The organism is Micromonospora sp. NPDC023956, assembly GCF_040639195.1.
Lineage (GTDB): Bacteria > Actinomycetota > Actinomycetes > Mycobacteriales > Micromonosporaceae > Micromonospora.
Genome location: NZ_JBEZZN010000004.1, coordinates 184,524 through 210,500 on the forward strand (window position 1 = coordinate 184,524; position 25,977 = coordinate 210,500).

General features: G+C 71.0%; 23 protein-coding genes and 1 other RNA gene. 20 read left to right on the forward strand and 4 right to left on the reverse strand.

Going from position 1 to position 25,977, the window contains the following annotated elements; genetic code table 11:
• Positions 1 to 34: 34 nt before the first annotated feature.
• Positions 35 to 703, reverse strand: a complete 669-nt coding sequence (locus tag AB0F58_RS10460; RefSeq protein ID WP_357140916.1) for a bifunctional DNA primase/polymerase — start codon at positions 701 to 703, stop codon at positions 35 to 37.
• A 220-nt stretch (positions 704 to 923) separates the two neighbouring features.
• On the opposite strand from AB0F58_RS10460, the gene AB0F58_RS10465 reads away from it, so the two are divergent.
• From AB0F58_RS10465 to mctP, 8 genes are all read left to right on the forward strand, one after another.
• On the forward strand, positions 924 to 2,153 hold the full coding sequence (locus tag AB0F58_RS10465; protein WP_357140919.1) for a helix-turn-helix domain-containing protein: 1,230 nt from the start codon (positions 924 to 926) through the stop codon (positions 2,151 to 2,153).
• Complete coding sequence (locus AB0F58_RS10470; protein WP_357140922.1) at positions 2,150 to 2,734, forward strand: flavoprotein; 585 nt, start codon at positions 2,150 to 2,152, stop codon at positions 2,732 to 2,734. The genes AB0F58_RS10465 and AB0F58_RS10470 overlap by 4 nt, the downstream gene beginning before the upstream one ends.
• A gap of 140 nt (positions 2,735 to 2,874) precedes the next feature.
• Complete coding sequence (locus AB0F58_RS10475) at positions 2,875 to 3,429, forward strand: M23 family metallopeptidase (RefSeq protein ID WP_357140925.1); 555 nt, start codon at positions 2,875 to 2,877, stop codon at positions 3,427 to 3,429.
• A 197-nt stretch (positions 3,430 to 3,626) separates the two neighbouring features.
• Positions 3,627 to 4,628, forward strand: a complete 1,002-nt coding sequence (locus AB0F58_RS10480; RefSeq protein ID WP_357140928.1) for a Nif3-like dinuclear metal center hexameric protein — start codon at positions 3,627 to 3,629, stop codon at positions 4,626 to 4,628.
• Positions 4,625 to 5,362, forward strand: coding sequence for a C4-type zinc ribbon domain-containing protein (locus tag AB0F58_RS10485; RefSeq protein ID WP_357140930.1), 738 nt, complete (start codon positions 4,625 to 4,627; stop codon positions 5,360 to 5,362). The genes AB0F58_RS10480 and AB0F58_RS10485 overlap by 4 nt, the downstream gene beginning before the upstream one ends.
• Positions 5,359 to 6,573: a bifunctional RNase H/acid phosphatase gene (locus tag AB0F58_RS10490; protein WP_357140933.1), complete on the forward strand. Its 1,215-nt coding sequence runs from the start codon at positions 5,359 to 5,361 to the stop codon at positions 6,571 to 6,573. Before AB0F58_RS10485 ends, AB0F58_RS10490 begins: the two co-directional genes overlap by 4 nt.
• A 380-nt stretch (positions 6,574 to 6,953) precedes the next feature.
• A complete protein-coding gene (locus AB0F58_RS10495) occupies positions 6,954 to 7,214 on the forward strand; it encodes a DUF3311 domain-containing protein (protein WP_357140936.1) in 261 nt (86 codons plus the stop codon).
• A 58-nt stretch (positions 7,215 to 7,272) separates the two neighbouring features.
• Positions 7,273 to 8,928, forward strand: coding sequence for a monocarboxylate uptake permease MctP (gene mctP / locus AB0F58_RS10500; RefSeq protein ID WP_357140938.1), 1,656 nt, complete (start codon positions 7,273 to 7,275; stop codon positions 8,926 to 8,928).
• Positions 8,929 to 9,119: 191 nt separating this feature from the next.
• Here the strand turns inward: mctP and AB0F58_RS10505 are convergent, their stop codons facing one another.
• Positions 9,120 to 9,881: a sulfite exporter TauE/SafE family protein gene (locus tag AB0F58_RS10505; protein ID WP_357140942.1), complete on the reverse strand. Its 762-nt coding sequence runs from the start codon at positions 9,879 to 9,881 to the stop codon at positions 9,120 to 9,122.
• Positions 9,882 to 10,404: 523 nt separating this feature from the next.
• Here AB0F58_RS10505 and AB0F58_RS10510 point away from each other — a divergent pair.
• The 12 genes from AB0F58_RS10510 (at position 10,405) to AB0F58_RS10565 (ending at position 23,735) form a co-directional block, all read left to right on the forward strand.
• Positions 10,405 to 11,409, forward strand: a complete 1,005-nt coding sequence (locus tag AB0F58_RS10510) for a beta-ketoacyl-ACP synthase III (RefSeq protein WP_357140945.1) — start codon at positions 10,405 to 10,407, stop codon at positions 11,407 to 11,409.
• Positions 11,410 to 11,424: 15 nt separating this feature from the next.
• Complete coding sequence (locus AB0F58_RS10515; RefSeq protein WP_357140948.1) at positions 11,425 to 11,664, forward strand: phosphopantetheine-binding protein; 240 nt, start codon at positions 11,425 to 11,427, stop codon at positions 11,662 to 11,664.
• Entirely contained in the window at positions 11,661 to 12,530 is an 870-nt protein-coding gene (locus tag AB0F58_RS10520; protein ID WP_357140950.1) for a TauD/TfdA family dioxygenase, read from the forward strand. Before AB0F58_RS10515 ends, AB0F58_RS10520 begins: the two co-directional genes overlap by 4 nt.
• Complete coding sequence (locus AB0F58_RS10525) at positions 12,527 to 13,054, forward strand: FcoT family thioesterase (protein ID WP_357140952.1); 528 nt, start codon at positions 12,527 to 12,529, stop codon at positions 13,052 to 13,054. Before AB0F58_RS10520 ends, AB0F58_RS10525 begins: the two co-directional genes overlap by 4 nt.
• On the forward strand, positions 13,051 to 14,616 hold the full coding sequence (locus AB0F58_RS10530; protein WP_357140954.1) for a long-chain-fatty-acid--CoA ligase: 1,566 nt from the start codon (positions 13,051 to 13,053) through the stop codon (positions 14,614 to 14,616). The genes AB0F58_RS10525 and AB0F58_RS10530 overlap by 4 nt, the downstream gene beginning before the upstream one ends.
• Positions 14,617 to 14,634: 18 nt before the next feature.
• Entirely contained in the window at positions 14,635 to 14,886 is a 252-nt protein-coding gene (locus AB0F58_RS10535; RefSeq protein ID WP_357140956.1) for a phosphopantetheine-binding protein, read from the forward strand.
• Complete coding sequence (locus tag AB0F58_RS10540; protein ID WP_357140959.1) at positions 14,879 to 19,273, forward strand: amino acid adenylation domain-containing protein; 4,395 nt, start codon at positions 14,879 to 14,881, stop codon at positions 19,271 to 19,273. Before AB0F58_RS10535 ends, AB0F58_RS10540 begins: the two co-directional genes overlap by 8 nt.
• Positions 19,270 to 20,835, forward strand: coding sequence for an MFS transporter (locus tag AB0F58_RS10545; RefSeq protein ID WP_357140963.1), 1,566 nt, complete (start codon positions 19,270 to 19,272; stop codon positions 20,833 to 20,835). Before AB0F58_RS10540 ends, AB0F58_RS10545 begins: the two co-directional genes overlap by 4 nt.
• A gap of 51 nt (positions 20,836 to 20,886) precedes the next feature.
• Entirely contained in the window at positions 20,887 to 21,195 is a 309-nt protein-coding gene (locus tag AB0F58_RS10550; RefSeq protein WP_357140967.1) for a hypothetical protein, read from the forward strand.
• Positions 21,196 to 21,375: 180 nt separating this feature from the next.
• Positions 21,376 to 22,098, forward strand: coding sequence for a response regulator transcription factor (locus AB0F58_RS10555; RefSeq protein WP_357140970.1), 723 nt, complete (start codon positions 21,376 to 21,378; stop codon positions 22,096 to 22,098).
• A 109-nt stretch (positions 22,099 to 22,207) separates the two neighbouring features.
• An RNA gene (rnpB, locus tag AB0F58_RS10560) (RNase P RNA component class A) lies at positions 22,208 to 22,629 on the forward strand.
• Positions 22,630 to 23,108: 479 nt separating this feature from the next.
• Positions 23,109 to 23,735, forward strand: a complete 627-nt coding sequence (locus tag AB0F58_RS10565) for a class I SAM-dependent methyltransferase (protein WP_357140973.1) — start codon at positions 23,109 to 23,111, stop codon at positions 23,733 to 23,735.
• A 167-nt stretch (positions 23,736 to 23,902) separates the two neighbouring features.
• Here AB0F58_RS10565 and AB0F58_RS10570 read toward each other — a convergent pair whose 3' ends face one another.
• Both AB0F58_RS10570 and AB0F58_RS10575 read right to left on the reverse strand, forming a co-directional pair.
• Positions 23,903 to 24,751 (reverse strand): alpha/beta hydrolase-fold protein, encoded by an 849-nt coding sequence (locus AB0F58_RS10570; RefSeq protein ID WP_357140976.1) that lies wholly within the window; start codon positions 24,749 to 24,751, stop codon positions 23,903 to 23,905.
• 422 nt (positions 24,752 to 25,173) lie between these two features.
• A complete protein-coding gene (locus AB0F58_RS10575) occupies positions 25,174 to 25,815 on the reverse strand; it encodes a DinB family protein (RefSeq protein WP_357140978.1) in 642 nt (213 codons plus the stop codon).
• Positions 25,816 to 25,977 lie beyond the last annotated feature (162 nt).

Here is a 25,977-nt window from a genome sequence, read left to right on the forward strand (position 1 = left end):
GCGGGACGTGGCGGACTCAGAAGCCGCGACGGACTCAGAAGCCGCGACGGGGGAGGGGGAGCTGACCGGGGAGCAGGTCGGCGGTCAGGGTGACGCCGAGGGCCCGCAGCACGTCCACCATCACCTTCTGCACCAGGTACGAGTCAGGCAGTCGCCAGCGGGCCTGCTCCGGAGCGAGGGCCCAACGCACCGGCCCCTCCGGCAGCCGCGTGGGCGGCGCGGGGATCCACGAGCCGACCCCGTGCCGGACGACGTGGAAGCAGTGGTCCAGTTCGGGCCGGAGCGGGTCGCCGGGGCGGACCAGGAACATCCAGCGCCCGGTGGGGGTGACCGCGACCGGACCACGGGCCCGGTCGGCGGGGTGTCCGGAGATCGCGTCGAGCACGTGCCGACCGAGGTACGAGGGCATCTCCAGCACGTCGACGGCACGTCCGGTGGGCAGCAGCACCCCGTGCGGGCGGCTGCGCCACCAGGTCGACACCCGCGCGGGGTCGGTGCTGGCGGCGAGTTCCCAGTTCTCCAGCGCGGGGTGGCAGCCGACGGTCGGGCAGCCGGCCCGGCCGCAGACGAAGCGGCTGCGGGCGAGACACGCGCCGGGGGTGACCTCCCAGCCGTGCATCGCGTACCGGACCGCGATCCGGCGCAGCCGCACCCGTTCCAGTGGCGACAGATGGACAACATGCGGTCCGACGGTCCCCCACATGGTGTGCTCCTCTCAGGTGTCACGTTCCGGTCACGTCGGTCGTCGAGGCCCGTCACTGCCGTCACCGGCACTCGTTCGACAGGCGAAATGCAAGTTGCACGAAGCTATGAGGTCTGATCGGACGAGTACCGCACAAGGTGTGCGACCGGACAAACCAGACTCGACGGATTGTCGCTTGTGGTGGGATTCCCGGACTGATCCGGGCGAGGAGGGAGCGGGAATGGACGAGTTACCGATCGGACGGCGGGTGGCCTACTGGCGTGGGCGGCGCAAGATGTCGCAACAGGTGTTCGCCGACCGGTTGGGCAAGTCCAAGAGCTGGGTCGACAAGATCGAGCGCGGGGTCCGCCGGCTCGACAAGTTCTCCGTCCTCTACGAGATCGCCGACATCCTCGAGATCGACGTGCAACTGCTGGTCGGCCGGGACCCGGAACGGCGCAGCGACGCGTTGAACTGCATCGACCAGGTCGAGGTCGACCAGATCCGGGCCGCCCTGGAGCGGTACGACGCGCTCAGCGCGTACTTCGACGCGGTACCGCAGCCGCCGATGCTCGGCGACATGCGCAAGGCGGTCAACCACGCCTGGCTCACCTACCAGTACGGTCGGTACGGCATGCTGACCCGGGCGCTGCCGAAGCTGCTGCGCGACGCCCAGGCCGCCGACGCCGCGTACGACGGCGACGACCAGGGGCGGGAAGCCGCCCACCTGCTCGGGCAGGTCTACCAGGTCACCTCGTCGGTGCTGCGCAAACTCGGTGACGGCGAACTGGCCTGGCTCGCCGCCGACCGGGCGATGGCGGTCTCCCAGCGCGCCGACGACCAGTTCCTCGCCGGCATCGCCACCACCCGGGTCGGCAACGCACTGCTCTCCATGGGCCGGGCCCGCTCCGCGCTGGAGCTGAACGTCCGGATCGCCAACCGGCTCGCCCCGGGCGGCGGCAACGACGAGAGTCCGGAACGCCTCTCGGTCTACGGGATGCTGCTGCTCCAGGGCGCGATGGCCGCCGCCCGTTCCGGCCACTCGGCCACCGTCGACGACCTGCTCGACGGCGCGCAGGAGGCGGCGAACCGGCTCGGCGGGGACCACAACCACTACTGGACCTGCTTCGGGCCGACCAACCTCAAGCTGCACCGGGCCGCCGCCGCCGTCGAACTGGGCGACGGAGGGCGGGCCGTGGAGACCCACCTCTCCATCGACCTGCCGGCGTTCAACGCCCTGCTGCCGGAGCGGCGGGCCCACCACATGCTCGACATCGCCCGGGGGTTCGCCCAGATCGGCGACGTGGCCAGCGCCGGGGAGATGCTGCTGAAGGGGGACCGGCTCGCGCCCTCCGAGATCCGCTGCCGCCCCATCGCCCACGAGGTGATGTCCGACATCCTGCGTCGCACACGTGGTGCGCCGTCTTCGCCGATCGCGGAGTTGGCTGAGCACATGGGAGTTGGAGTATGAGCGCGGTCGTCCCCTCGGCGCGCGACCGCCGGCAGGTGCTGTACGTGATCGTCTGTGGCTCGCCCCTGGCCGGCCGGGTCGGCCACCTGGTGCAACTGGCCCAGGCCGACGGCTGGGACGTCTGCCTGGTCACCACGCCGGACGGGGCGAAGTTCGTCGACGCGACGGCGCTGGCCGGGTTGACCGGCCATCCGGTCCGTACCCGCTACAAGCACCCGGACGACCCGGACGTCCTGCCACCGGCGGACGCGATGGTGGTCTGTCCGGCCACCGTCAACACGGTCAACAAGTGGGCGGCCGGGATCACCGACACGCTCGCGCTCGGGCTGCTGGTGGAGGCACAGGGCCTCGGCGTGCCGATCGTGGCGGTGCCCTTCACCAACAACGCGATGGCGACCCACCCGGCCTTCCGGGCCGCCCTGGACCGACTGCGGGAGTGGGGCGTCACGGTCCTCTTCGGCGACGACGTGTACCCGCTGCACGCGCCGGGGACCGGTGGTCGCCACCTGCACGCCTTCCCGTGGGAACTGGTCGTGGCGGCGCTGCCCGCCCCGGCCCGTCCCACGACCACGACCCGCTAGATCTCGCCCCCCGTGGCTCTGCGTAGTGGCCTCCTGGCGCAGCTGACATTGATCATTCTCGTGTTGCTTGCTTAGATTCCCGGAGCGCCGTCGAACGACGGAGCTGAATCTCCGTCGGCTGCACAGGGGTGTCAGAGACAGTGAAGAGCACAACGAAGGTGCTGCGCAGAGTGGCCGCCCTGGTGGGCGCGGTGGTGACCGCCGCCGCGCTCACCCTCACCGGCGCCTCGCCGGCCTCGGCCGCGAACTACTACTACGAGCTGCCGTACCCCGCAGGCGAGTCGTACCTGGTGACCCAGGGGCCGGAGGGCACCTACTCCCACGTCGGCCCGTACAACGAGTACGCGTGGGACTTCGGGCTCCCGCTGAACTACGAGGTCACCGCCTCGCAGGGCGGCACCATCGTCTACTCGGACTGGTCGCCGTACTGGCAGAACGGCATCGAGGTCATCATCCGGCACTCGAACGGCCAGTGCACCCACTACGCGCACCTGAACCGCTCCTTCTACTGGCCCGGCGACTGGGTCCCGCAGGGCCGGATCATCGGCTGGTCGGGGACCACCGGCGCGTCCACCGGGGCGCACCTGCACTTCCAGGTGATCAACTGCAACACCCGGGTGGGCATCCCGGCCACCCTCCAGGGCTGGACCCCGTGGACCGGCACCCGGCCGGTGAGCGTCAACCACTACGCCTGACCCGTCCCGCCACGCCCGAGCCGACCGGCCGACTGGTCGGTGAGCCCGGTGACGAGCAGAGGCCCCCTGTCGCCGCTTTTCGCGTAGCAGGGGGCCGGTGCTCGTCCGGTGCCGGTGCGCCTCCTCGTGGCCCGCGGGCGACGTGTCCCGAGCCGGGTCGCGCCCCCACCGGGCCGACGCCGGTAAGCTGGCGCGCCGTGAGCACAACCGGATCCCCACCCCCGACGGTCGCCGACGTGGTGGCCGTGCTGGAACGGCGCTACCCGCCGGCCTGGGCCGAGCAGTGGGACCGGGTGGGCCTGGTGCTCGGCGAGCCCCGCAGCGTCGTCCGCCGGGTCGCCTGCGTGGTCGACGTGGTCCCGGAGACCGTCGCCGAGGCGCTCGCCGTCGGGGCGGACATGATCGTCGCGCACCACCCGCTGCTGCTGCGCGGAGTCTCCTCGGTCGCGCCGACGACGTACAAGGGCCGCGTCGTGCACCGGCTCATCCGCGCCGACGTGGCGCTGTACGTGGCCCACACCAACGCCGACGTGGCGAACCCGGGGGTCTCCGACGCGCTCGCCGCCCGGCTCGGCCTGACCGGGCTCCGCCCGCTGCACCCACCCGCCCCGGGCAGCCCGGCGCACGGCGAGGGACGCGGCATCGGCCGGATCGGCGAGCTGCCCCGTCCGATGACGCTCGCCGACCTGACCCGGCACGCCGCCACCGTGCTGCCACCGACCGTGTGGGGGGTGCGCGCCGCCGGCGACCCGGCCCGCGTGATCCGCACCGTCGCGGTCAGCGGCGGCGCCGGCGACGGTTTCCTCACCGACGCGACCGCCGCCGGGGTGGACGCGTTCCTCACCGCCGACCTGCGGCACCACCCGGCCGGCGAGCACCTCGCCGAGGGCGGCCCCGCGCTGCTGGACGCCGCGCACTGGGCCACCGAGCGTCCCTGGCTGGACGACCTGGCCGCGCACCTGCGGGCGGCCCTGGGTGTCGAGACGTACCTGTCCGACCTGGACACCGACCCGTGGACCGTGCACGTCGCGAGCCCGCTGCCGCCCTCCGGGCCGGCGTCGTCGCCCACCGGATCGGCGTCGTCGGTCACCCCGCAGGAGAACCACACCCCCGGCGCGACCGCGACCGCCCGGGGCCGTACCGCACCCACCCAGGACGACCCCCACCCCGCCGTGGACGACAAGGAGCCCCGACCGTGAAGGCTGAACCGGCAGTCCAGCGCCGCCTGCTCGACCTCCAGGCGATCGACACCACCCTCGCCCAGCTCGCCCACCGCCGGCGCATCCTGCCCGAGCGCGCCGAACTGGAGGCCCTCGCCCGGGAGCTGTCCACCCTGGAGGACCAGCGGGTCCGCGCCCAGGTGGCGGTGGACGACCTCGACCGGGACATCGCCCGGCTGGAGAAGGACGTCGACCAGGTACGCACCCGCAAGCGCCGCAACGAGGACCGGCTCGCCGCCGGCACCGGCCCGGCCCGGGAAGTGGAGGCGCTCCAGCACGAGCTGACCTCCCTCAACCGGCGGCAGAGCGACCTGGAGGACGCCGAGCTGGAGCTGATGGAGCAGCGGGAGACCGCGCAGGGCGTCCTCGACGGGATCGAGCAGCGCCTGACGGAGGCGCGGGAGAAGCGCGCGGAGGTGGAGCGGCGGCGCGACGAGAGCCTGGCCGAGATCGCCAAGGAGGAGGAGTTCAAGCGCTCCGCCCGGCAGCCGCTCGCCGCCGACCTCCCGTCCGACCTGGTCACCCTCTACGACAAGATCCGCGAGTCGACCGGGCTGGGCGCCGCCCTGCTGCGCGGTGGACGCTGTGGCGGCTGCCGGCTCGACCTCTCCGGCGCCGACCGGGCCAGGATCGCCAAGTCCGCTCCGGACGAGGTGGTCCGCTGTGAGGAGTGCCGCCGGATCATGGTCCGCACGAACGAATCGGGCCTGTGAGCCTGGCCGGGGTGGTCGTCGAGGCCGACGGGGGCTCCCGGGGCAACCCGGGCCCGGCCGGCTACGGCGCGGTGGTCCGCGACGCGGCGACCGGTGAGGTGCTGGCGGAACGCTCCGAGGCGATCGGCACCGCCACGAACAACGTCGCCGAGTACCGGGGCCTCATCGCCGGACTGACCGCCGCCGCCGAACTCGGCGCGACCCGGGTCGAGGCGCGGATGGACTCCAAGCTGGTCGTCGAGCAGATGTGCGGCCGGTGGCAGATCAAGCACCCGGGGCTGCGTCCGCTGGCCGCCGAGGCCGCCGTGCTGGTCCGTCGCTTCGCGGCGGTGACCTTCACCTGGATCCCCCGGGACCGTAACCGGCACGCCGACGCCCTGGCCAACGCCGCGATGGACGCCGCCGCCGGCCGGTCACCGGCCGCCCCCGCCACGGCCGCGTCCCGTACCGCCGAACCGCCGCGCGAGGTGGCCGCTCCGGACTCGCCGGCCCGCGCCGCCGCCCGGGAGGCCGCCGCCCGCGCGGCCACGAAGGCCACCACGGGCACCGACCCGGCGACCGCGCCCGCCTCCTGGGAACCGCGCGGTGCCAGCGAGGCCACCCGGCTGGTCCTGGTCCGGCACGGGCAGACCGAGTGGACCGCGCAGCGTCGCTACTCCGGCCGGGGCGACGTGCCGCTGTCCGGCCGGGGGCGGGACCAGGCCCGAGCCACCGCCGCCCGGGTGGCCGCCCTCGCGCCGACCGTCGCGGCCGTGGTCAGCTCACCCCTGTCCCGCTGTACGGCGACCGCCCGACCGATCGCCGCCGCGCTCGGCGGGGCACCGCTGCGGATCGAGGACGACCTGGTCGAGTGTGACTTCGGGGCCTGGGAGGGGCGTACCTTCGCCGAGGTGCGCCAGGAGTGGCCCGGGGAACTGGACGCCTGGCTCGCCTCCCCGGCGGTCGCCCCGCCGGACGGGGAGTCGTTCACCGACGTCACCGTCCGGGTGCGTCGCGCGCTGGACCGGCTGCTCGCCGGGTACCCGGGGCAGACCGTGGTGGTGGTCTCGCACGTCTCCCCGATCAAGATCCTGCTGCGGGACGCGCTCGCCGCCGGGGACGCCTTCCTGCACCGGCTCTACCTCGACCCGGCCGGGGTGTCGGTGCTCGACCTCTGGGCCGACGGCGGGGTGGCCGTCCGCTCCGTCAACGACACCGCCCACCTCGGTTGAGGCGACGACGCCCCGCACCGGCCGTTGGATACGATCTGCTGATGTCAGCAGAGCCGGACGACCCGCACCGCGGGCGTGTGCTGGGCTGGTCGATCATCCTGCTGCTCGGTGTGCTCGCGGCGCTGTTCGTGCTGTGTCTGGGCCAGAAGTACCTGGATTGAGCAACCGGACCCCCGACCCGGGCTGACCCCTTCCCGGCCGAGGCTGGTCGACCCGGACCGGCTGCTGCTCCCCCGGCAACCACCTGGCAGCGGCGTGCCCACCGCTCGGCGCACCCGATCCGCCGCTGAGCGCAGTCACCCGCTGTCACTAGTGACGCCGGTCACAACATCGATAACCTCCGGTCCGTCTCTGTACCGCGACCCCCGGAGGTGGGCCCCATGACCTCGCCCGAACCGGAGCCGCCGACCCCGACTCCTCCGTCGCCGACGGTGCGTTCCCGGGCCAAGGACCACAGCCCGTGGAACTGGCTGCTCTTCGTCCCGATCGTCGTACCGCTGATCCCCGTGCTGTTCAACGGCGACCAGCCCCGGATCCTCGGGTTCCCGCGCTTCTACTGGCTCCAACTCACCTACATCCTGCTCGGCGTCGCCACCACCACGCTCGTCTACCAGCTGACCAAGAAGCGGGGTGGCCGGTGAGCGCGAGGAGTAAGCCGGGCCTGCCAGCCCCGCAGTCGCGAGCGAAGGTGGTGCAGTGATGTGGCGTGACCACCTCACCGAGATCATCGTTTTCACGCTGCTGTTCCTGCTGGTCAGCGGAATGGGCTTCGTCGCCGCCCGGTGGCGGGCACCGAAGGACATGGCCCATCTGGACGAGTGGGGCCTGGGCGGGCGCAGCTTCGGCGGCTGGATCACCTGGTTCCTGGTCGGCGGCGACCTCTACACGGCGTACACCTTCGTCGCGGTGCCGGCGCTGATCTTCGGAGCCGGCGCGGCCGGGTTCTTCGCCGTGCCGTACACCATCGTCATCTACCCGATGGTCTTCCTGGTGCTGGTCCGGCTCTGGTCGGTGTCGCACCGGCACGGCTTCGTCACCCCGGCCGACTTCGTCCGTACCCGGTTCGACTCGCCGGTGCTCGCCCTGCTCGTCGCGATCACCGGGATCGTCGCCACCATGCCGTACATCGCGTTGCAGCTCGTCGGCATCGAGGCGGTGCTCAAGACGATGGGCGTGACCGGGGAGAGCGCGCTGGCCCGGCACCTGCCGATCATCGTGGCGTTCGCCATCCTCGCCGCCTACACCTACCAGTCCGGGCTGCGCGCCCCCGCGCTGATCGCCTTCGTCAAGGACAGCCTGATCTACGTCGTCATCCTGGTGGCGGTGCTCTACCTGCCGTACAAGCTGGGCGGGTGGGGTGAGATCTTCGACGCGGCGGACGCCAAGTTCGCGGCCTCGGAGAACCCGAACGACGGCATCCTGCTCAATGCCAACAACCAGCTCCAGTACGTCACCCTGGCGTTCGGCTCGGCGCTGGCGCTGTTCCTCTACCCGCACAGCATCACCGGCGTGCTGGCCAGCCGGAACCGGGACGTGATCAAGCGGAACATGTCCGCGCTGCCCGCGTACAGCCTGCTGCTCGGGCTGATCGCCCTGCTCGGCTACATGGCCATCGCGGCACAGGTGAAGCCGCTGCCGGGCGCGAAGGAGGGCACGGTCGACAGCAACACCGTCGTACCGGTCCTGTTCGACCAGCAGTTCCCGGACTGGTTCGCCGGGGTGGCGTACGCGGCCATCGGCATCGGTGCCCTGGTGCCGGCGGCGATCATGTCGATCGCGGCGGCGAACCTGTTCACCCGCAACATCTACAAGGAGTACCTGAAGCGGGACGCCACCCCGGCCCAGGAGGCCAACGTCTCCAAGATCACCTCGTTGGTGGTGAAGGTCGGCGCGGTGGCCTGCATCGTCTTCCTCGACCCGCAGTTCTCCATCGACCTGCAACTCATCGGCGGCGTGATCATCCTCCAGACGCTGCCGGCCGTGGCGCTCGGTCTCTACACCCGGTGGTTCCACCGGGGCGCGCTGATCGCCGGCTGGGCCGCCGGCATGGGACTCGGCATGTGGATGCTCTACCAGATCCCCAACGCGGCCACCGGCCGGAAGCACTTCGGCGGCTCGGCGTTCCCGCTGGCCGAGTTCGGCGTCGACACGAAGAAGACGATCTACGTCGGCATCGTGGCGGTGCTGGTGAACCTGCTGGTCGCGACGATCGTCACCCTGGTGCTGCGGGCCGCGAAGGTGCCCGAGGGCGCGGACGGCACCAGGCCGGACGACTACTTCGCCGACGAGGGCGACCCCCGCGTCACCTCCGGGCCGGGCCGCGACGTCGACGCGACGTCGGAGCCGGTCGCCTGAGCCAGGCGGGGCACCTCCGTCCGGCGGGAGAGCCGGTGGCGAGGGGCCCCGCGCCCGCTCCGTCCGGGTGGGGGACGGACCGCCACGGGCATCTGCCCGGCAACCGTGGTCCGGGCCTGAGCGGTCGGTGGGCCCACCTCGGCAGGGGTGGCGGCCCCGGCCGTCGGTAGGTCCAGCGGCGGTCGGCCGGCTCAACGCAGCGCGCGGTACAGCAGGAAGCAGCCGATCACCGTCCCGAACGCCACGATCAGGGATTTCACCACCACCGGCGGGAGTCGGCGGACCAGGCGCGCCCCCGCGTACCCGCCGATCAGCGTCGCCGGGGCGACCACCGCCACGGCGACCCAGTTCACCGGCCCGAAGGCGGCGAAGATCGCCACCGTGGTCACTCCGACCACTGCGGAGATCAGGTTCTTCAGCGCCGACACCCGGGCCAGCGTCTCGTCCAGGACCAGCGCCAGACCGGCGACCAACATCACCCCGAGGGCCGCGCCGAAGTAGCCCCCGTACAGCGAGCCGACCGCGACCATCGCCTGGAGCGTCACCACCCGGCGGCGCGGGCCCAGGTCGCGGGGGTGGCCGACCAGCCGGCGCAGCGGGTCCTGGAAGGCCAGCACCGCCGTCGCCCCCAACACCAGGAAGGGTACGACCAGTTCGAACGCGCGGGCCGGGGTGTTCAACAACAGCAGGGTCCCCGCCACCGCTCCGACGACCGCCGTCGGCGCCAGTCGCAGCACCGTGCGACGGACCGGCAGGTCCCGCCAACTTCCCGCCACGCTCGCCAGGTAGCCCGGGGAGACGGCGACCGAGTTGGTGACGTTCGCCGGCACCGGTGGCAGCCCCACCGCGATCAGCGCGGGAAAGGTGATCAGGGACCCGCCGCCGGCCACCGCGTTCACCGTGCCCGCGGCGAGACCGGCGGCGAGCAGCAGCGCGGCGTCGGAGAAGTCCATAGGGCCAAGAGGGTACCGAGGCCAGGTCCGATGGGCCGACCTCGCCGGCGGGAAGACCGGTCCCGGCTGGGCCCACCACGGCGTCGCGGTGGCCGCCTCCGGCCGGGTCGTCGCCGAATGGCTCATCGGTGGCCGGCTCATCCGGCTGCGCCGCTCCGGTTCCTGACCGGCTCCCGGCCCGCCCGCTGCCCGCGGGGTAGGACGCAGGAGCCTCCCGGGGACGCATTGCGTCAGATATCGAGTTGGCCAAAAGCCAATAGACCGGCGTCGTGGCTCCCCGCCGAGCTGGCAACCTACTGGCGTTGATCTTCCAGGGCCTTTGGCCGTTGTGTGAGTGGCCTGGAGAGCACCATCACACGTTGCGATTGCCGGGTGGACGGGAGTTTCCGCTGCCCGCGTTGTCCGTTGCACGGAATCGACAGACGCTGGTCGATATGCAACGTGTGTTGATGCACCTATCGGCCGATGTTTCTAGGATCGATTCCCGTGGACCCAAGCAGACTGATCGACCGGGGGAGCTGCGGTGGGGGGCAACAACGAACGTGCGGCGGTTCTTCGGGGTGTGGGGGGCTACCTTCCACCCCGGATGGTCACGAACGATGACATCGTCGAGCGAATCGGGACAACGAAGGACTGGATCGAGCAGCGGACGGGCATTCTTCGTCGGCACGTCGTGGACGAGGATTGCGCAACCTCTGATCTCGCTGTCGGAGCAGGTGAGCGGGCATTGGCGTCCGCCGGTGGAGTGACGCCGGACACAGTAATTGTCGCCACCACCACGCCGGACTATTCCTGTCCGGCGACCGCGCCTGCGGTGGCCGAGAAACTCGGCCTGGAAGGAGCGGCTGCCTTCGATCTGAATGCGGTCTGCACCGGTTTCGTCTACGGTCTGGCGACCGCCGCCGGGCTGGTTCGACTGGGCGTGGCCCGCAACGTGCTGCTCATCGGGGCGGACACCTTCACCAGGATCGTCGATCCGACTGACCGGGACACGGCGGCCGTGTTCGGCGACGGTGCCGGTGCGGTGGTGATCGGCGCCGGCGACGCAGCCGAAGAAGGCGCGCTGCTCGCCTTCGACCTGGGCAGCGAGGGTGCCCTGGAGGATGCGATCCAGGTGCCTGCCGGCGGGTCCCGTCGACCGTTCACCCCGGACGCGGCGGCAGCGGAGCGCACGCTGACCATGGCCGGCCGGCTCGTGTACCGGCACGCGGTGCGCCGCATGGCCGAGTCCTGCCGGTCGGTGCTGGCCGGCGTCGGCTGGTCGGTGGGCGACGTGGACCGGCTCGTGCCACACCAGGCGAACGCCCGCATCCTCCGTGAGGTGGCGCTCAATCTCGACATTGCCACCGATCGCCTGGTCAGCAATATCGACCGAGTCGGCAACACCGCTGCCGCTTCGATTCCACTCGCACTGGCCGACGCAACGGCGGCGGGCGTCATGCAGCCCGGTGACCGGACCGTGCTGACCGCTTTCGGCGGGGGTGCCACCTGGGGATCGGTGGCGCTGCGCTGGCCCCGGCTGCGCTGAACTCTAGGAACCCACATGGACTTCGAGAAAATCAATTCCGTCGTCACGGACATCGCAAAGGGTCTGGACATCGATGTGACAAAAATCACCGAATCAGGTGGTGGTTTCGAGGATCTGGGTGTTGACTCATTGACCGTCATGGACCTTATTAGCCGGGCTGAGGCCGCCTTCGGCATCGAACTGCCGGACAGTGCCCTCAACTCCATCGAAAGTGTCAGCGGACTCGTGGACTACATCGCGGAGGCAACGGCATGAAGATCGAGCAGCAGGTCGAGGGCAAGTTCGGCGTCACGGTGACCGGTTTCGACGCGGCCAGCGCGTCCGACGACGACATCCTCAACCTCAAGGAGACCGTCTACCGGGAGAAGATCGCCGTCCTCAAGGGTCAGAAACTCGCTCCCAAGGAGTTCCTGGCCCTGGGCGAGCGGTTCGGCCGGGTGGAGCCCTACTACGAGGAGATCTACCACCACCCCGAGGTTCCGCAGGTCTTCGTCTCCTCGAACATCCAGGAGAACGGCAAGCAGATCGGTGTGCCCAAGACCGGCCGGTTCTGGCACTCCGACTACCAGTTCATGCCGCGCCCCTTCGACCTGACGTTCATCTACCCGCAGGTGATCCCGCAGCAGAACCGGGGCACCTACTTCATCAACCTCTGCGCCGCCTACCGGGCCATCGGTGAGGATCTCCGGACCGCCCTGGCCGGCACCCGGGCCCGGCACAGCGTCAAGCGTTACTTCAAGATCCGTCCGGGCGACGTGTACCGGCCCATCTCCGAGATCCTCGACGAGATCGAGGAGCGCACCCCCACGGTGACGTTCCCGACCGCCTTCCCGCACCCCAGCACCGGTGAGCCGATTCTCTACCTCAGCGAGGGCTTCACCCTTTCGATCGTGGACGAGAACGGCACCGAACAGCCCGCCCTGCTCCAGCAGCTGCTCGAGGCCACCGGGCAGCTCGACCAGACGTTCAGCCACGACCTCATCCACCTGCAGACCTTCGAGCAGGGTGACCTGCTGGTGTGGGACAACCAGAGCCTGGTGCACCGCGCCCTGCACACCAGCACCCCGGAGCCCGCGGTGTCCTTCCGGGTGACCGTCTACGACGAGTCGGCGAAGCGGTGAGCCCCACCGTCACCGGGACCGGTCTCCTCGCCGACGCCGGGCTCCGCGAGGAGGTGCTGCGCTGCTATCTGCCGCACTGCCGCTACCTGACCGACATGCACGTCGACCAGGCGGCCGACACCGTCGAGGGGCGGGCCACGCTCTCGATCGCCGAGTCCTGCTACATCCAGGACACCGGTCACCTCAACGCCGTCGAGGTCAACATCGGTTACAACCAGATGCTGTACTACACCATCGCCCGGACGGTACGTGACCGGCTGCACCCGGTCTTCGCGGACTGGTCGATGGAGGACTACTGGCGTCGGCAGCTCGCCGACATCCTGATCGTCAACCTCAGCAGCACGTTCCGCGCACCGATCGACCGTACGGCGTTCAGTGGATCGTTCACGCTGCGCCGGGCCCGGCAGCGTCGGCTGCGTTCCGACCGGCCAGCGACCATCATGCTCGACACCGCCTTCCGGTTCTGGGACGCGCACGGCGGTTCCTGCTCCGGGCAGGTGGACGTGGCGGTCGTCGTCTCATGAGCCCCACGGATCTCGGGCCGGGCGGTCCGGCCACGATCGGGGCGGCCGTCGCCCACCACGCCGCCCACATCCCGGACCACCCCGCCATCGTGTGCGAGGGGCGCACCCTGACCTACCAGCAGCTCCATCGCGGTGCCAACCAGGCGGCCCGCGCGTTGGCCGCAGCCGACGCGCGGGCCGGCTCCCGGGTCGCCTACCTGGGGGTGGAGTCGGAGTGGTACTACGAGCTGTACGTCGCCTGTGCCCGGACCGGGGCGGTCCTCGTCCCGATCAACTGGCGGCTCACGCCACCGGAGATCGAGCACATCCTGCGGGACTCCGGTGCCGAGCTCCTGGTCGCGAGCGAGGACCATCTCGCCGCCCTCGACGGCATCCGGGGCGACCTGCCGCAGCTGGGCGCGGTCGTGTCGCTCGCCGGCTACGAGTCGTGGCGCGCCGGTCGGGACCCTGCCGACCTGCCCGACACCACCGACCGGCAGACGCCGGTGGTCCAGCTCTACACCAGCGGCACCACCGGCCTGCCGAAGGGCGTCGTGCTGGCCCAACGCAGCTTCTTCGCGGTCCGCGAGGCCCTCGCCGACGCCGGGCTCGACTGGATCGACTGGCAGCCCGACGACGTCAGCCTCATCGGCATCCCGGGCTTCCACGTGGGTGGCATCTGGTGGGCCAGCCAGGGTCTCGTCGCCGGGGTCACCAACGTCGCCATGCCGTTCTTCGACAGCAGTGTCGCCGTCGGGCTGATTCGTGGCCGAGGGGTCACCACCATGTGCGTGGTGCCCGCGATGCTGCGCCTCATCCTGCGGGAACCGGGGGTGGGCAAGGCCGACTTCGATCAGCTCCGCAAGGTCGTCTACGGTGGCTCGCCCATCGCCTCGTCGCTGCTCACCGAGGCCGTCGAGGCGATGGGCGCCTCGTTCGCGCAGATCTACGGCCTGACCGAGACCGGCAACACGTCGATCTGCCTGCCACCGGCCGACCACCAGCCGGGCAGCCCCCGGCTCGCCGCAGCGGGCCGACCGTACCCGGGCTTCGCTGCGAAGATCATCGACGGCGACGGCGGACCGGTCCCGCCGGGCACCGTGGGCGAGGTCTGCCTGCGTACCCCGGCCCGGATGCTGGAGTACTGGGGGATGCCGGACGCCACCTCGGCGACCCTGGTGGACGGCTGGATCCACACCGGTGACGCCGGCTACCTCGACGAGGACGGCTACCTGTACATCTGCGACCGGATCAAGGACATGATCATCGTCGCCGGCGAGAAGATCTATCCCACCGAGGTCGAGAACGCGCTGATCCAGCATCCGGCCGTGGCCGAGACAGCGGTGGTGGGCGTGCCCGACGACCGGTTCGGCGAGGCGGTCCACGCCTTCGTCGCCCTGGACCCGGGCGCGCAGGCGACTCCCCGGGATCTGGCCACCTTCCTCAAGGGCCGGATCGCCACCTTCAAGATCCCCGTACGGTTCACCTTCCTGGAGCGCATCCCCCGCAACCCGAGCGGCAAGATCCTGCGCCGGGAACTGCGCGAACGGTTCTGGACGGACCGCGTTCGCCAGGTCAACTGATCACCAGGAGACCGAGAGATGACCACCTCACTGACCCTTTCCGACCTGCGCGCGGACGTCGCGGAGATGCTGTTCCTGGAGCCCGAGGAACTGTCCGACGCCGACGACCTCCTCGAGCAGGGACTCGACTCGATCCGGGCGGTGCAACTCGTCGAACGCTGGCGCGAGCGCGGTGCGGAGGTGAGCTTCATCGAGCTGGTCGAGCGACCCACCCTGGCCCACTGGTGGACGCTGATCACCTCCCGGTCGAGTGGCGGTGCGCATGCCTGACGGGCTGCGGCCGCTGAGCGACGCCCAGCACGGCATCTGGACCTGGCAGCAGCTCACCCCGGACACCTCCGTCTTCAACATCGCGGAGTACGTGGAGATCCGCGGCCCGGTCGACGTCGACCGGCTCGCCGAGGCGGTCCGCCGCACCGTCGCCGGGACGGCCGCGCTCCAGGTCCGCTTCGTCGACGACGACGAGCAGGTGATGCTGGCCGACGCGCCCGGGTCGGCCTGCCCGGTGGAGGTGCTCGACGTTCGGGACCGACCTGATCCGGTGCGGGCGGCCCGGGACTGGATGACCGCGGATCTCGACCAGGCCGTCGACCTGACCCGTGATCCGTTCTTCCGGCACGCGATCGTCGTGGTCGCCGACGACCGCTATTTCTGGTACCACCGGGTGCACCACGTCGCCCTCGACGGGTTCGGTCTCGCCCTGATCGCCCGGCGGGTCGCCGAGACCTACACGGCCCTCGTCGAGGGTCGGGAGCCGCCGCCCTCGCCGTTCGCCGACCCGGCCCTGCTCGCCGCCGAGGACGCCGAGTACACCGCCGGCCCCCGTCCCGCCCGGGACCGTGAGTACTGGACGGACTACTGCGCCCAGCTACCGGAGCCGGTCACCCTCGCCAGCGGGGCCGCCACCGGAGCGGAGCAGGGCAGCGTACGCCAGGAAGCGGTCCTGCCCCCGGCGACGGTCGACGCGCTCAAGACGACCGCGACCCGGTCGGGGGTCGCCTGGACGGACCTCTTCACGGCGGCCTTCGCCGCCTACCTGGGCCGCATGTCCGGTGCCGGCGAGGTCGTCCTCGCCCTACCCGTCATGCTCCGGCTCGGGTCCGTCGCGCTGCGGGTCCCCACGATGACCCTCAACGTCGTGCCGCTGCGCGTCACCGTCGGAGCCGAGGACGACCTGCCCGCCGTCGCCCGCCGGATCGCCGCCGACATCAGGGCCAGCCGACCGCACCACCGGTACCGCTACGAGCAGCTACGGCGGGACCTGCGGCTGGTCGGCGCCGACCAGAAACTGTTCGGCCCGGCGGTCAACGTCATGCCCTTCGACTACGGTCTGCGCTTCGCCGGCCACCGCGCCTCGGTGCACAACCTGGCCGCCGGCCCGGTGGACGATCTCATGATCGGCCTCTTCGACCGCGCCGACGGTCACGGCATCCGGCTGGCCGTCGACGCGAACGCCCGCCGCTACACCACCGACGACCTGCGGCGGCACCTGAGCCGTTTCCTGACCTTCCTGGACCGCGCGCTCGCCGACCCGGCGCCCCCGGTCACCGGGGTGGATCTGCTGCTCCCCGGGGAACGGGAGCTGCTGCTCGGTGCCTGGAACGCCACCGAACGGCACCTGCCCGACGAGCACGTGCCCGCCATCTTCGAGACCCGGGCCCGGCACAGCCCGACGGCCACCGCCCTGGTCGCCACCGACGCCCGTGACGGCACCCTGGCGAGGCTCTCCTTCTCGGCGTTGAACGAACGCGCGAACCGGCTCGCCCGGCACCTGGTGCGACGCGGTGCCGGCCCCGGTACGTACGTGGCGTTGCTGCTGCCGCGGACCGACCTGCTGCCGGTCGCCCTGCTGGCGGTGCTCAAGTCCGGGGCGGCCTACGTGCCGGTCGACCCCGACTATCCGCCCGCCCGGATCGGCTTCCTGCTGGCCGACGCCGGCGCCACGGTCACCGTCACCGACCGGCGCAACCAGGAACGGGCGGGCCTCGACCCAGGCTCGTCCGTCCTGCTCGACGACCCGGAGACCGTGGCGTCGATCGCGGTCCACCCCGCCCACGACCTGACCGACGACGACCGGTCGGCCCCGCTGACTCCGGCCGACCCGGTCTGCCTCATCTACACCTCCGGATCGACCGGCAACCCCAAGGGGGTGGTCCTCGAACACCGTGGGATGACCAACCTGTACCGGCACCACCGCACCCACCTGATCGACCCGGAGACCGCCGCCGTGGGAGGCCGCCGGATGCGGGCGGCGCTGACCGCCTCGCTGTCGTTCGACACCTCCTGGGAGGGGCTGTTCTGGCTGCTCGCCGGGCACGAGCTGCACCTGCTCTCCGACGACGCCCGCTACGACCCGGACCAGGTCGTCGGCTACGTCGACCAGCACCGCCTCGACTTCATGGACGTCACCCCCACGTATGCGGAGGAACTGCTCCGGGCCGGACTGCTGGCCCCGGGGCGGAACCGGCCCGCCGTCGTCGCGCTGGGGGGCGAGGCCACCCCGCCGCGACTGTGGACGACGCTGCGCGAAACCGACGGCCTGCACTCCTACAACCTGTACGGCCCGACCGAGTGCAGTGTCGACACGTTGTGGTGCCGCCTGGCGGAGAGCCCCACGCCGATCATCGGCCGGCCGGTCACCAACAGTCGGGCGTACGTGCTCGACGAACGCGGCAACCTGCTGCCGCCGGGCGCGATCGGCGAGTTGTACCTGGCCGGCGTCCCCCTCGCCCGGGGTTACCACCAGCGCCCCGAACTCACCGCCGAGCGGTTCGTCCCCGGCGTCCCGGGCCTGCCCGACGCCCGCCTCTACCGCACCGGCGACCGGGCCCGGTGGCGCGGCGACGGCACCGTGGAGTTCCTCGGACGCCGCGACGACCAGGTGAAGATCCGCGGTCTGCGGATCGAGCTCGGTGAGATCGAAGCCGCCCTCTGCACCCATCCGACGGTCGCCCAGGCCGCCGTCGCGGTGCGTCGGGACCCGCGCCTGGGTGACCGGCTCGTCGCGTACGTGGTGCCCACTCCCGACGGCAGCTGTGAGCCGAGCGCGCTCCGCGCCCACCTCGGCCGCGAGCTCCCCGCCCACCTGGTTCCCGCCGCGTACGTCAGTCTGCCCGGGCTGCCCCGCAATCCGCACGGCAAGCTCGACCGGGCCGCCCTGCCCGCACCCCCCGCCGGGTCCGAGCCGGCCGGCCGGGCCCCCCGCGACCACTGGGAACAGCGGCTCTGCGCGCTCGTCGCCGAACTGCTGGACCTGCCACCGGTGAGTCCCGACGACGACTTCTTCGCCCTCGGCGGGCACTCGCTGATCGCCGCCCGGCTGGTCCGGCAGCTGCGCCTGCGCTACGGGCGGGACCTGTCGGTCCGTACGCTCTTCCAGACGCCGACCCTCGCCGACCTCGCGGCGATCCTCGCCGCCTCGGCAACCTCCGCTCCCGGCGGGGACGAGCACGGCGACCTGGCCCGCGACGCGCGGCTCGCCCCGGACCTCGTGGTCACCGCCCCGGCATCCACGGTCGTCGCCGGGCCGGGCGTGATCCTGCTGACCGGTGCCACCGGCTTCCTCGGCAGTTTCCTGCTGCACGAACTCCTCGCGCACACCGACGACCGGATCGTCTGCCTCGTCCGGGCGGCCGACGACGGGCAGGCGCGGACCCGGATCCACCAGGCCCTGCGCGGTCGTCGGCTGTGGCGGCCGGAGCTGGACGATCGGGTGGAGGCGGTGGCCGGTGACCTGACCGCACCCGCCCTGGGGCTCGACCCGCACCGCTGGGACCGGCTGGCCGGTGAACTCACCGCCGTTCTGCACAACGGCGCCCGGGTCAACCACTTCGACAGCTACCCTCGACTCCGACCGACCAACGTGACCGGCACGCTCGAGGTCCTGCGCCTGGCGGCCGGTCGGGCGGTGCCGGTCCACTACGTCTCCACCTGCGACGTCGGGGTCGGCAGTGGCGCCAACCCGGCCCGGATCGACCCGGATCACCTGCCCGACGCGACCCAGGTGCTGCGGAACGGTTACGTGGCCAGCAAGTGGGTCGCCGAGCAGCTGGTCCGTCAGGCCGGGGAACGCGGGCTCCCGGTCACCATCGTCAGACCCAGCAGGGTCGGCGGTCACTCGGTCAGCGGGGTCACCCCGACCGACGACGCCTGGTGGAGCCTGGTGCGGGCGATCGTCCGCCTCGGGTCCTATCCGGAGGACGGCCTCTCCGCCGTCGACCTGGTGCCGGTCGACCACGTGGCCGCCGCGATCCGGGTCCTGCTGAAACGACCCGCCTCGGTCGGCTCCGCCTACCACCTGACGAGCCGGCGGCCGACCCCGCCCGCCGCCGTGCTCGCCGCCCTGCGCTCCTACGGGTACGAGCTGCGGGGGGTGCCGTCGCCGCGCTGGCTGCACGAGCTGCGCGTCGTCGCCGAGGAGACCGCCGCGTCCGGCGACTACTCCCTGGCGGTGCTCAGCGAGCATCCGCTCGCGGCCGCGGCCTCCGCGACTCCTGTCGAGTTTGCCGTAGATTCGACCTGGTTGGCCCTGGCGGGGAGCGCCCTACCGTCGGCGGACATCGACGATGCGTACCTGCACCGTTGCGTGGAGCACCTGGTCGCCACCGGATTCCTGCCGGAGCCGGGACGACTGCTTGTGACGAAGGGGAGTGCATGACCGCGACCGCGACCGCGAGCGTAACGGCCGGCCTCGATCGGCGGACCCGGCTCGGCGTGGCAGCGCTGCTGCTCGCGACATTCCTCGGGCAGTTCGAGAGCTTCGTCATCGTGGTCGCCCTGCCGCAGATCCAACAGGACCTCGGTGCCGACTTCGGCGAGGTGCAACTGGCCGCCGCCGTCTTCGTCTTCGCCTGCGCCGCGGGCCTGGTGATCGGTGGCCGGGCCGGCGACCGGTACGGCCGTCGCCGAATGTTCCTCGCCTCGGTGGTGTTCTTCACGATCAGCACCCTGGTCTGCGCGCTGGCGGCCGACCCGGCCCTGCTGATCGGTGCCCGGCTGGCCCAGGGGATCGGGGCCGCGGTCATGATCCCGCAGGTGCTCTCCCTGCTGCGGGTCGTGGTCACCGACCCCGTCGCCCAGGCGAGGGCGGTCGGCGGGTACGGCGTGGCGATGGGGGCCGGCGTGGTGGCCGGGCTCAGCGGCGGCGGACTCCTGATCGGCCTGGACGTCGGTGGACTCGGCTGGCGGCTCGCCTTCCTGGCGATGATCCCCGCTGGTGTGCTGATCCTCCTGGGTGGGCTCGGGCTTCCCGAGAGCCGGGACGACGCTCCGCAGCGACTCGACGTCGCCGGTGCCGTGCTCACCCTGCTCTGCCTGCCCAGCCTGCTGACGCCGCTCATGCTGGGCCCCGCCTACGGCTGGCCGGGCTGGGTGTGGCTGTTCCTGGTCGCCGGGGCGGTGCTGGCCGTGATCCTCGTGCTGCAGCAGCGCCGGGGCGCCCGACGCGGCGTCGACGTGCTCTTCGCGCCCCGGCTCTTCGGGGTCACCGGCTTCCCCACCAGCATGGTCACGCTGCTGGTTCTCTACGCCGGCAACGCCGGCTGGTTCCTGATCCTCACCTACCACCTGCAGCGCGGACTCGAGCTGAGTCCGATCGCCACCGGCCTGGCCTTCGCGCCGCTGGGCGTCGGTTTCGCCCTCGGCTCCGCGACGAGTGGTCGTCTGGCCAGCCGCAACAGCAAGCGGGTGGCGGTCGGCGGTGCGGCGTTGGCCGCGGTCAGCCTGCTCGGCGCGGCCGCCTCGGTGGGACTGTCCGACGGTCCGCAGATCGCGGCGCTGGCGGTCCTCGCCGGCACGGCGGGAGCCGGCCAGGGTCTGATGGTGGCCCCGCTACTGGCGGGCATCCTGGCGCTCACCAACGTCCGGGATGTCGGAGCGACGGTGGGCATCGCCACCACCGTGATCCAATTCGGACTGGTGATCGGCTTCGCGGTCACTGGGGTCGCCTACCGGTTCTTCGGCGGCAGCGATCCGGCGGGCCTGGACCCGACCGGGGGGTCAGCCGGGACGGCGTTCGCCTCGGCGGCCCTGGTGGTGGCGGCGGCCGCCGGGGTGACGGCGCTGCTGAGCGCCCGTCTGTTCCGCCTGGGATCATTCTCGGGAACTGGATCATCCCCGGGAACTGACAGCGCCGGATCCCTACCTGAATGTCGGTCGCTCGAGGGAAACGACGACGTTGCTCTTCGGTTCACCGACCCGAGTACGTGCAACCGCCGCTGACCCGGCGGTCCTCGAGGACGGATGCTCTCCATGGCCCCACCATGTGACCTCGTGTCCCGTACCGTCGCGCTGCGTACCCGACGCGCCGGTGGCGTCGACGTCTTCGCCGGTGCCGGCGACAGAGAGTTGTCCGAGATCAACGCCGAAGCCCTGGCAGCGGCGAACGTCGATCTTCGGGCCATCGGTCGCTACCAGCAGGACGAGGACGTCAGGGCGAGGGCGGAGAAGCTGTTCAACCAGTTCCCGCCATGGCCGGCGTCGAAGCGGAGGACCTACACCTCGGTGTCGGACAGCTTCTATCTCGGGCCCCTGGACACGATCGCGGTGAAGCGGATCAGCGATGCCGTACGCGCCGGCTGAGCCCACCAGGCGACCGCCTCCGCGATCTCGGTGGCCATCGACGGCCATCCGATCCTCGACGGCGCGACGCTCGCCGCCTTGTCCGGCACCGTGACCGGCCTGCGCCGCTCTGCCATTCGAACCCAGCACCGCTGGCGGGACCGATCGGACCGCGTGACGATTCCGGAGGGACTACGCAGCATGACCACCCACATCCAGGAGCAGGCCGGCCGTACGATCCGCCTGCTGGTCTGCGACGCCCAGGCGCTCTTCGTGACCGGCATCCGCACCCTGCTGGCCGGATCGGCCGACGTTCGGCTGATCGGCGAGGCGAAGGACGCGAGTCAGGTCGTGACGCTCGCCAAGGCACGGCGTCCGGACGTCGTCATGCTCGGCCTTCCGCTCGTCGAGGGAGAGCTGCTGCCGACCGTCGCGCAGTTGCAGGCCCCGGGTGAGCCCTCCACACCGGCCATCCTGGTCATGGCGACCAGCAGCGACGAGGACGAACTGCTCGAGGCCGTACGCGCAGGGGTCCGTGGGGTGGTCAGCCGGACCTGCTCCGGCGCGGATCTGGTCCGTGACGTCCGCGCGGTGGCCAGCGGCCGGGCGGTGCTCGCCCCGTCGATGGCCGCGCGGCTGGTCGAACTCGCCGCCGGCCCCGGCCCGGCGGCGGAGCGGCCGGTCAACCAGGCGGCCGCGTTGACTCCTCGGGAAGCGGAGGTGCTCACCCTGGTGGCGCAGGGGCTCAGCGACAGCGCGATCGCCAACGTGCTGTGGGTGTCGAAGGTGACGGTCCGTTCGCACATCCACCGCACCATCGCCAAACTCGGCATGACGACCCGCGCGCAGGCCGTCGCCTACTACTACCAGAACGGCCTGTTCCGCAACGAACTCACCGCCGGACGCAGAGTGTCGAGCGTCTGAGGACCGGCCACCGTCACCTCGCCGCCACGATCTCCACCGTCGGGGTCGACGAGGGTGGAGGGCGGCAATACCCGGGGCGGTGACGTCGTTAGGATGGGTACGCGACGGACGAGTCGACCGGGCGGTCGCGTCGGCGGGCGGCGACGCCCGCCGCCGAGGAACGTCCGGACTCCACAGGGCAGGGTGGTTGCTAACGGCAACCCGGGGCGACCCGCGGGACAGTGCCACAGAAAACAGACCGCCGCGCCCAGGTGGCGCGGTAAGGGTGAAACGGTGGGGTAAGAGCCCACCAGCATCCCGGGTGACCGGGATGGCTCGGTAAACCCCACCCGGAGCAAGGCCAAGTAGGGCCGCCGCCCGCGAGGGCGACGGCCTGCGCAGACGCTTGAGGGCGGCCCGCCCGATGTCTGCGGGTAGGCCGCAGGAGCCTGTCGGCGACGGCAGGCCGAGATGGATGGCCGCCGCCGACGCGGACCCTGGTGACGGGGTACGCGTCGGGCACAGAATCCGGCGTACAGGTCGACTCGTCCGTCGCCCACCAGCTCAGAGCTTTGATCAAGGCTCTGAACTGGTCTTTTGTTTGGTGCCGTTGGTTGACCTTGGTCAGCGTTGGGCGGCGTCTGACGGCCCGGTGACGGCCCAGACGGCCCAGAGACGGCCCAGGAAACGCTGACTCCCCGATCAGGTGATCTCGTTGGCGGTGGCCTTGGTGGGGCTCTGCGGCGGCCTGGTCCTCATCGACGGCGGGCGACGTGAGGGAGGGGGCGGCCACGTCCCCCTGGCGGTGGAGCTGGTGCCGCGACTCGGCGACCCGGTGGCAAGCCAGTCCTGGGGTTGGACTGGCGCGGCAGCCGGAAGCCCCGACCACTCGACCAGCCGACCCGCCGGCTTCCGTCACGGCCTCGCTGGGGCTGGTATCTCCGGTGCGGTGGGGCGGTGTCCCGGCGGCGGCCCTGGGCTCGCCGAAAAGCACTCGGCAACCGACACCGAGACTCGTAACGTGAGGCGGTGTGAGCAACAGTGACGAGCGTGACGTGGTCCGACGAGGGTACGACGCCCTCTCCTACCACTACCGCGCTGGCGACGCCGACGATGGCCAATACGCACCCTGGTTGGCCGACCTGCATCGGCGTCTTCCGGCCGCAGCATCGGTCCTCGATCTCGGCTGTGGCTGCGGCGTGCCGGTCGCGCGCTTCCTCGCGAATGCCGGGCACCACGTCACCGGAGTCGACATCAGCGACGTGCAGATCGAGCGAGCCCGCCGCCTGGTGCCGACCGGCACTTTCCTCCGCGCTGACGCCACTCGGCTCGAACTGCCACCGATGTCGTTCGACGCCGTGGTCTGCCTCTACGCGCTCATCCACATGCCGTTAGCCGACCAGCCACGTCTCATCGATCAAGTCGCCACCTGGCTACGCCCCGAAGGCTGGCTGCTTGCTACCACCGGCCACAACGCCTGGACCGGCACCGAGAACAACTGGCTCGACGGCCCCGCCGCCATGTGGTGGAGCCACGCCGACGCCCCCACCTACCGGACCTGGCTGCAACAGGCGGGGCTCAGGATCACCTCCGAGGACTTCGTCGCAGAGGGCACCAGTGGACATGCCCTCTTCTGGGCGCAGCGACCACCTATCTAGGCCAATCGTCAAGCATGTGGTGGGACTAGACATGTTGCATCAGCCTGTGTCGTGTCCCGGCTGATGCTCTACACGGTCGACAGTCTCGGCCCGCCCGAGGGACGTTACGTTCGGTGATCGCGGTTACCTCAGGATCGCGGACGAGCGTGGGTGTGGGCGTCTCTTACTCAGGTGCCGGTGGGCCGCCACAGCCAGCGCAGCGCGTCGGGCAGGAGGACGCCGCCGTGGTTGGGGCTGTGGCCACCATCGCCGAGCACGAGCCGGAAGTCATATCCGGCTTCGGCCAGAGCTGCGGCGACGCGCAGGTTGTTGGCGAGCCAGTTCCGTTGCGGCTCGTTCCAATGCAAATCTCGGTGGCCTGCCTGCATGAAGATGCGTAGCGGCTTGCGGGCAACGCTGGGGATCACCTCGGGGAAGGGGTTTCCGTCGGGCATCTGCACGAAGCTGGACAGGCAGCACATCACGCGACGGAACGTGTCTGGGCGGAGCCACGCGGCAGTGAATGCGCCGTTGCCGCCGCTGCTGCCTCCACAGATGCCCCACTGGTCTGCGTCATCGGTGATCGAGTAGTGCTGCATGACATGCGGGATGATCTCGGCCAGCAGGAACGTGGCTAGGCGATCGTCGGACGCGTCGTACTCGACGTTGCGGTTCTTGGGGTTCTCGGTGCCCGCAAGGATGCCGGGGTCGACGAACAGGCCGACGGTGACCGGGATGTCACCGCGGTGGATGAGGTTGTCCAGGACTGTCGCGCCCCGGACTTCTCCCTCCGGATCGAGGTACCACCGTCCGTCCAGGAACACGATCAGCGACGCGGGCTGCGACGGGTCGTATTGAGCGGGCAGGTGAACCCAGAACTTCCGCGAGGTGCCCGGATAGACGGCGCTGTGGTTCCAGCCGAACTCGATGGTCTGACCAACGGGCACGTCCGGCTGCCGGTACGAATCTGGGCCGTGGGCATAGCGAACGGCCGACTGATCTATGGGAAGGGAACGGAACGGCACCACTAGGGTCACTCGGGCACGCTATGCACCGTCGTTCCGACCGGGCAACGAGATTTCACATCCGCTCATCGGCTGAACCATGAGCGGGCACAGCGATGCCCCCCGTCACACGACGTAATGATCTAACCTTCGCTCCAGCCTTGAAGTTAAGGGTCAGGTGGGACGGAAACGTAAAGCATCAGGTGGGACTAGACGGCCTGCTCAGCCCACCCCCCAGCCCTCTCGCCGGAAGCGTTGCCACGTGCGGGAATTCGGCGTACAGGTCGACTCGTCCGTCGCCCACCAGCTCAGAGCCTTAAACCAGGGCTTTGAACTGGTCTTTTGTGTGGCGCCGTGGGTTGACTCGGTCGCCGCCGGGGGCTGCCGGCCCCGGACATCGCCCTCGGGATGTCTCCCGGATGACGGGCACGTGGCCTGAGCGGAACGTCCGTGCACTACTCGTTGATGAGCTGCTCTCGAAGAATGTCCGCGTGCCCACAGTGCTGGGCGAGCTCGCGCAGCACGTGGAGATACACCCACCGCAGCGGAAGCGGGCCCCGCCGGTGCCCGTGAAGGATGTCGTCCAGACCCAGGGACGACGTCGCCCGGCGTGATGCTCGACAGGCTTCGCGGTGGGCCTGTTGGACGGTGGCGATCGTGTCGTGGTCATCGAGGATGAACGAGTCCTCTGACGCCGCAGGGATGCCGATCTCCGCACGTGACCGGCAGGTGACGGCTTCGTCGAACCAGACCTTCTCGACGAAGGTCGCGTGCTTCACGAGACCCAGCAGCGTGGTCCGGGAGGTCACCAACGAGCGGCGCGCCTGTTCCTCGGTCAGCCCGTCCAAGCAGCCGTTGAGCGCATCGCGGTGCTCGTCGAGGAACGCCTCGAACTGGGCACGGGCTGGCTGTGCGACGACCTGGTCGGCGAAGGTGGGCGGGTAGGAAGGCATGGGCGCAGCATTCCAGACCGTCGCGTCGGAGCAACCAGCGGAGATCGGCCCGAGCGGTCGGCTGGCTCGGGCGCCGCGCGACCGTCGAGGGCTGGTCGCGACGGACACGGCGGGCAGCCAGCGCAGGTACCGCTCGACGGCCACCCGCGCAGTGGAAGCGCCGGCCAGGACCACGGCCCCTGACGGGTCGGTTCTTCCTCGGTCACTACGGCGGGGCTGCCTTGAAAAGAAGTTTCCGGGGTGGTGTCGTATCGAGGGGCAGCCGTTCGTGGGACTGGTGAACGGCGGCCTCCCGGGCCGCCGCGC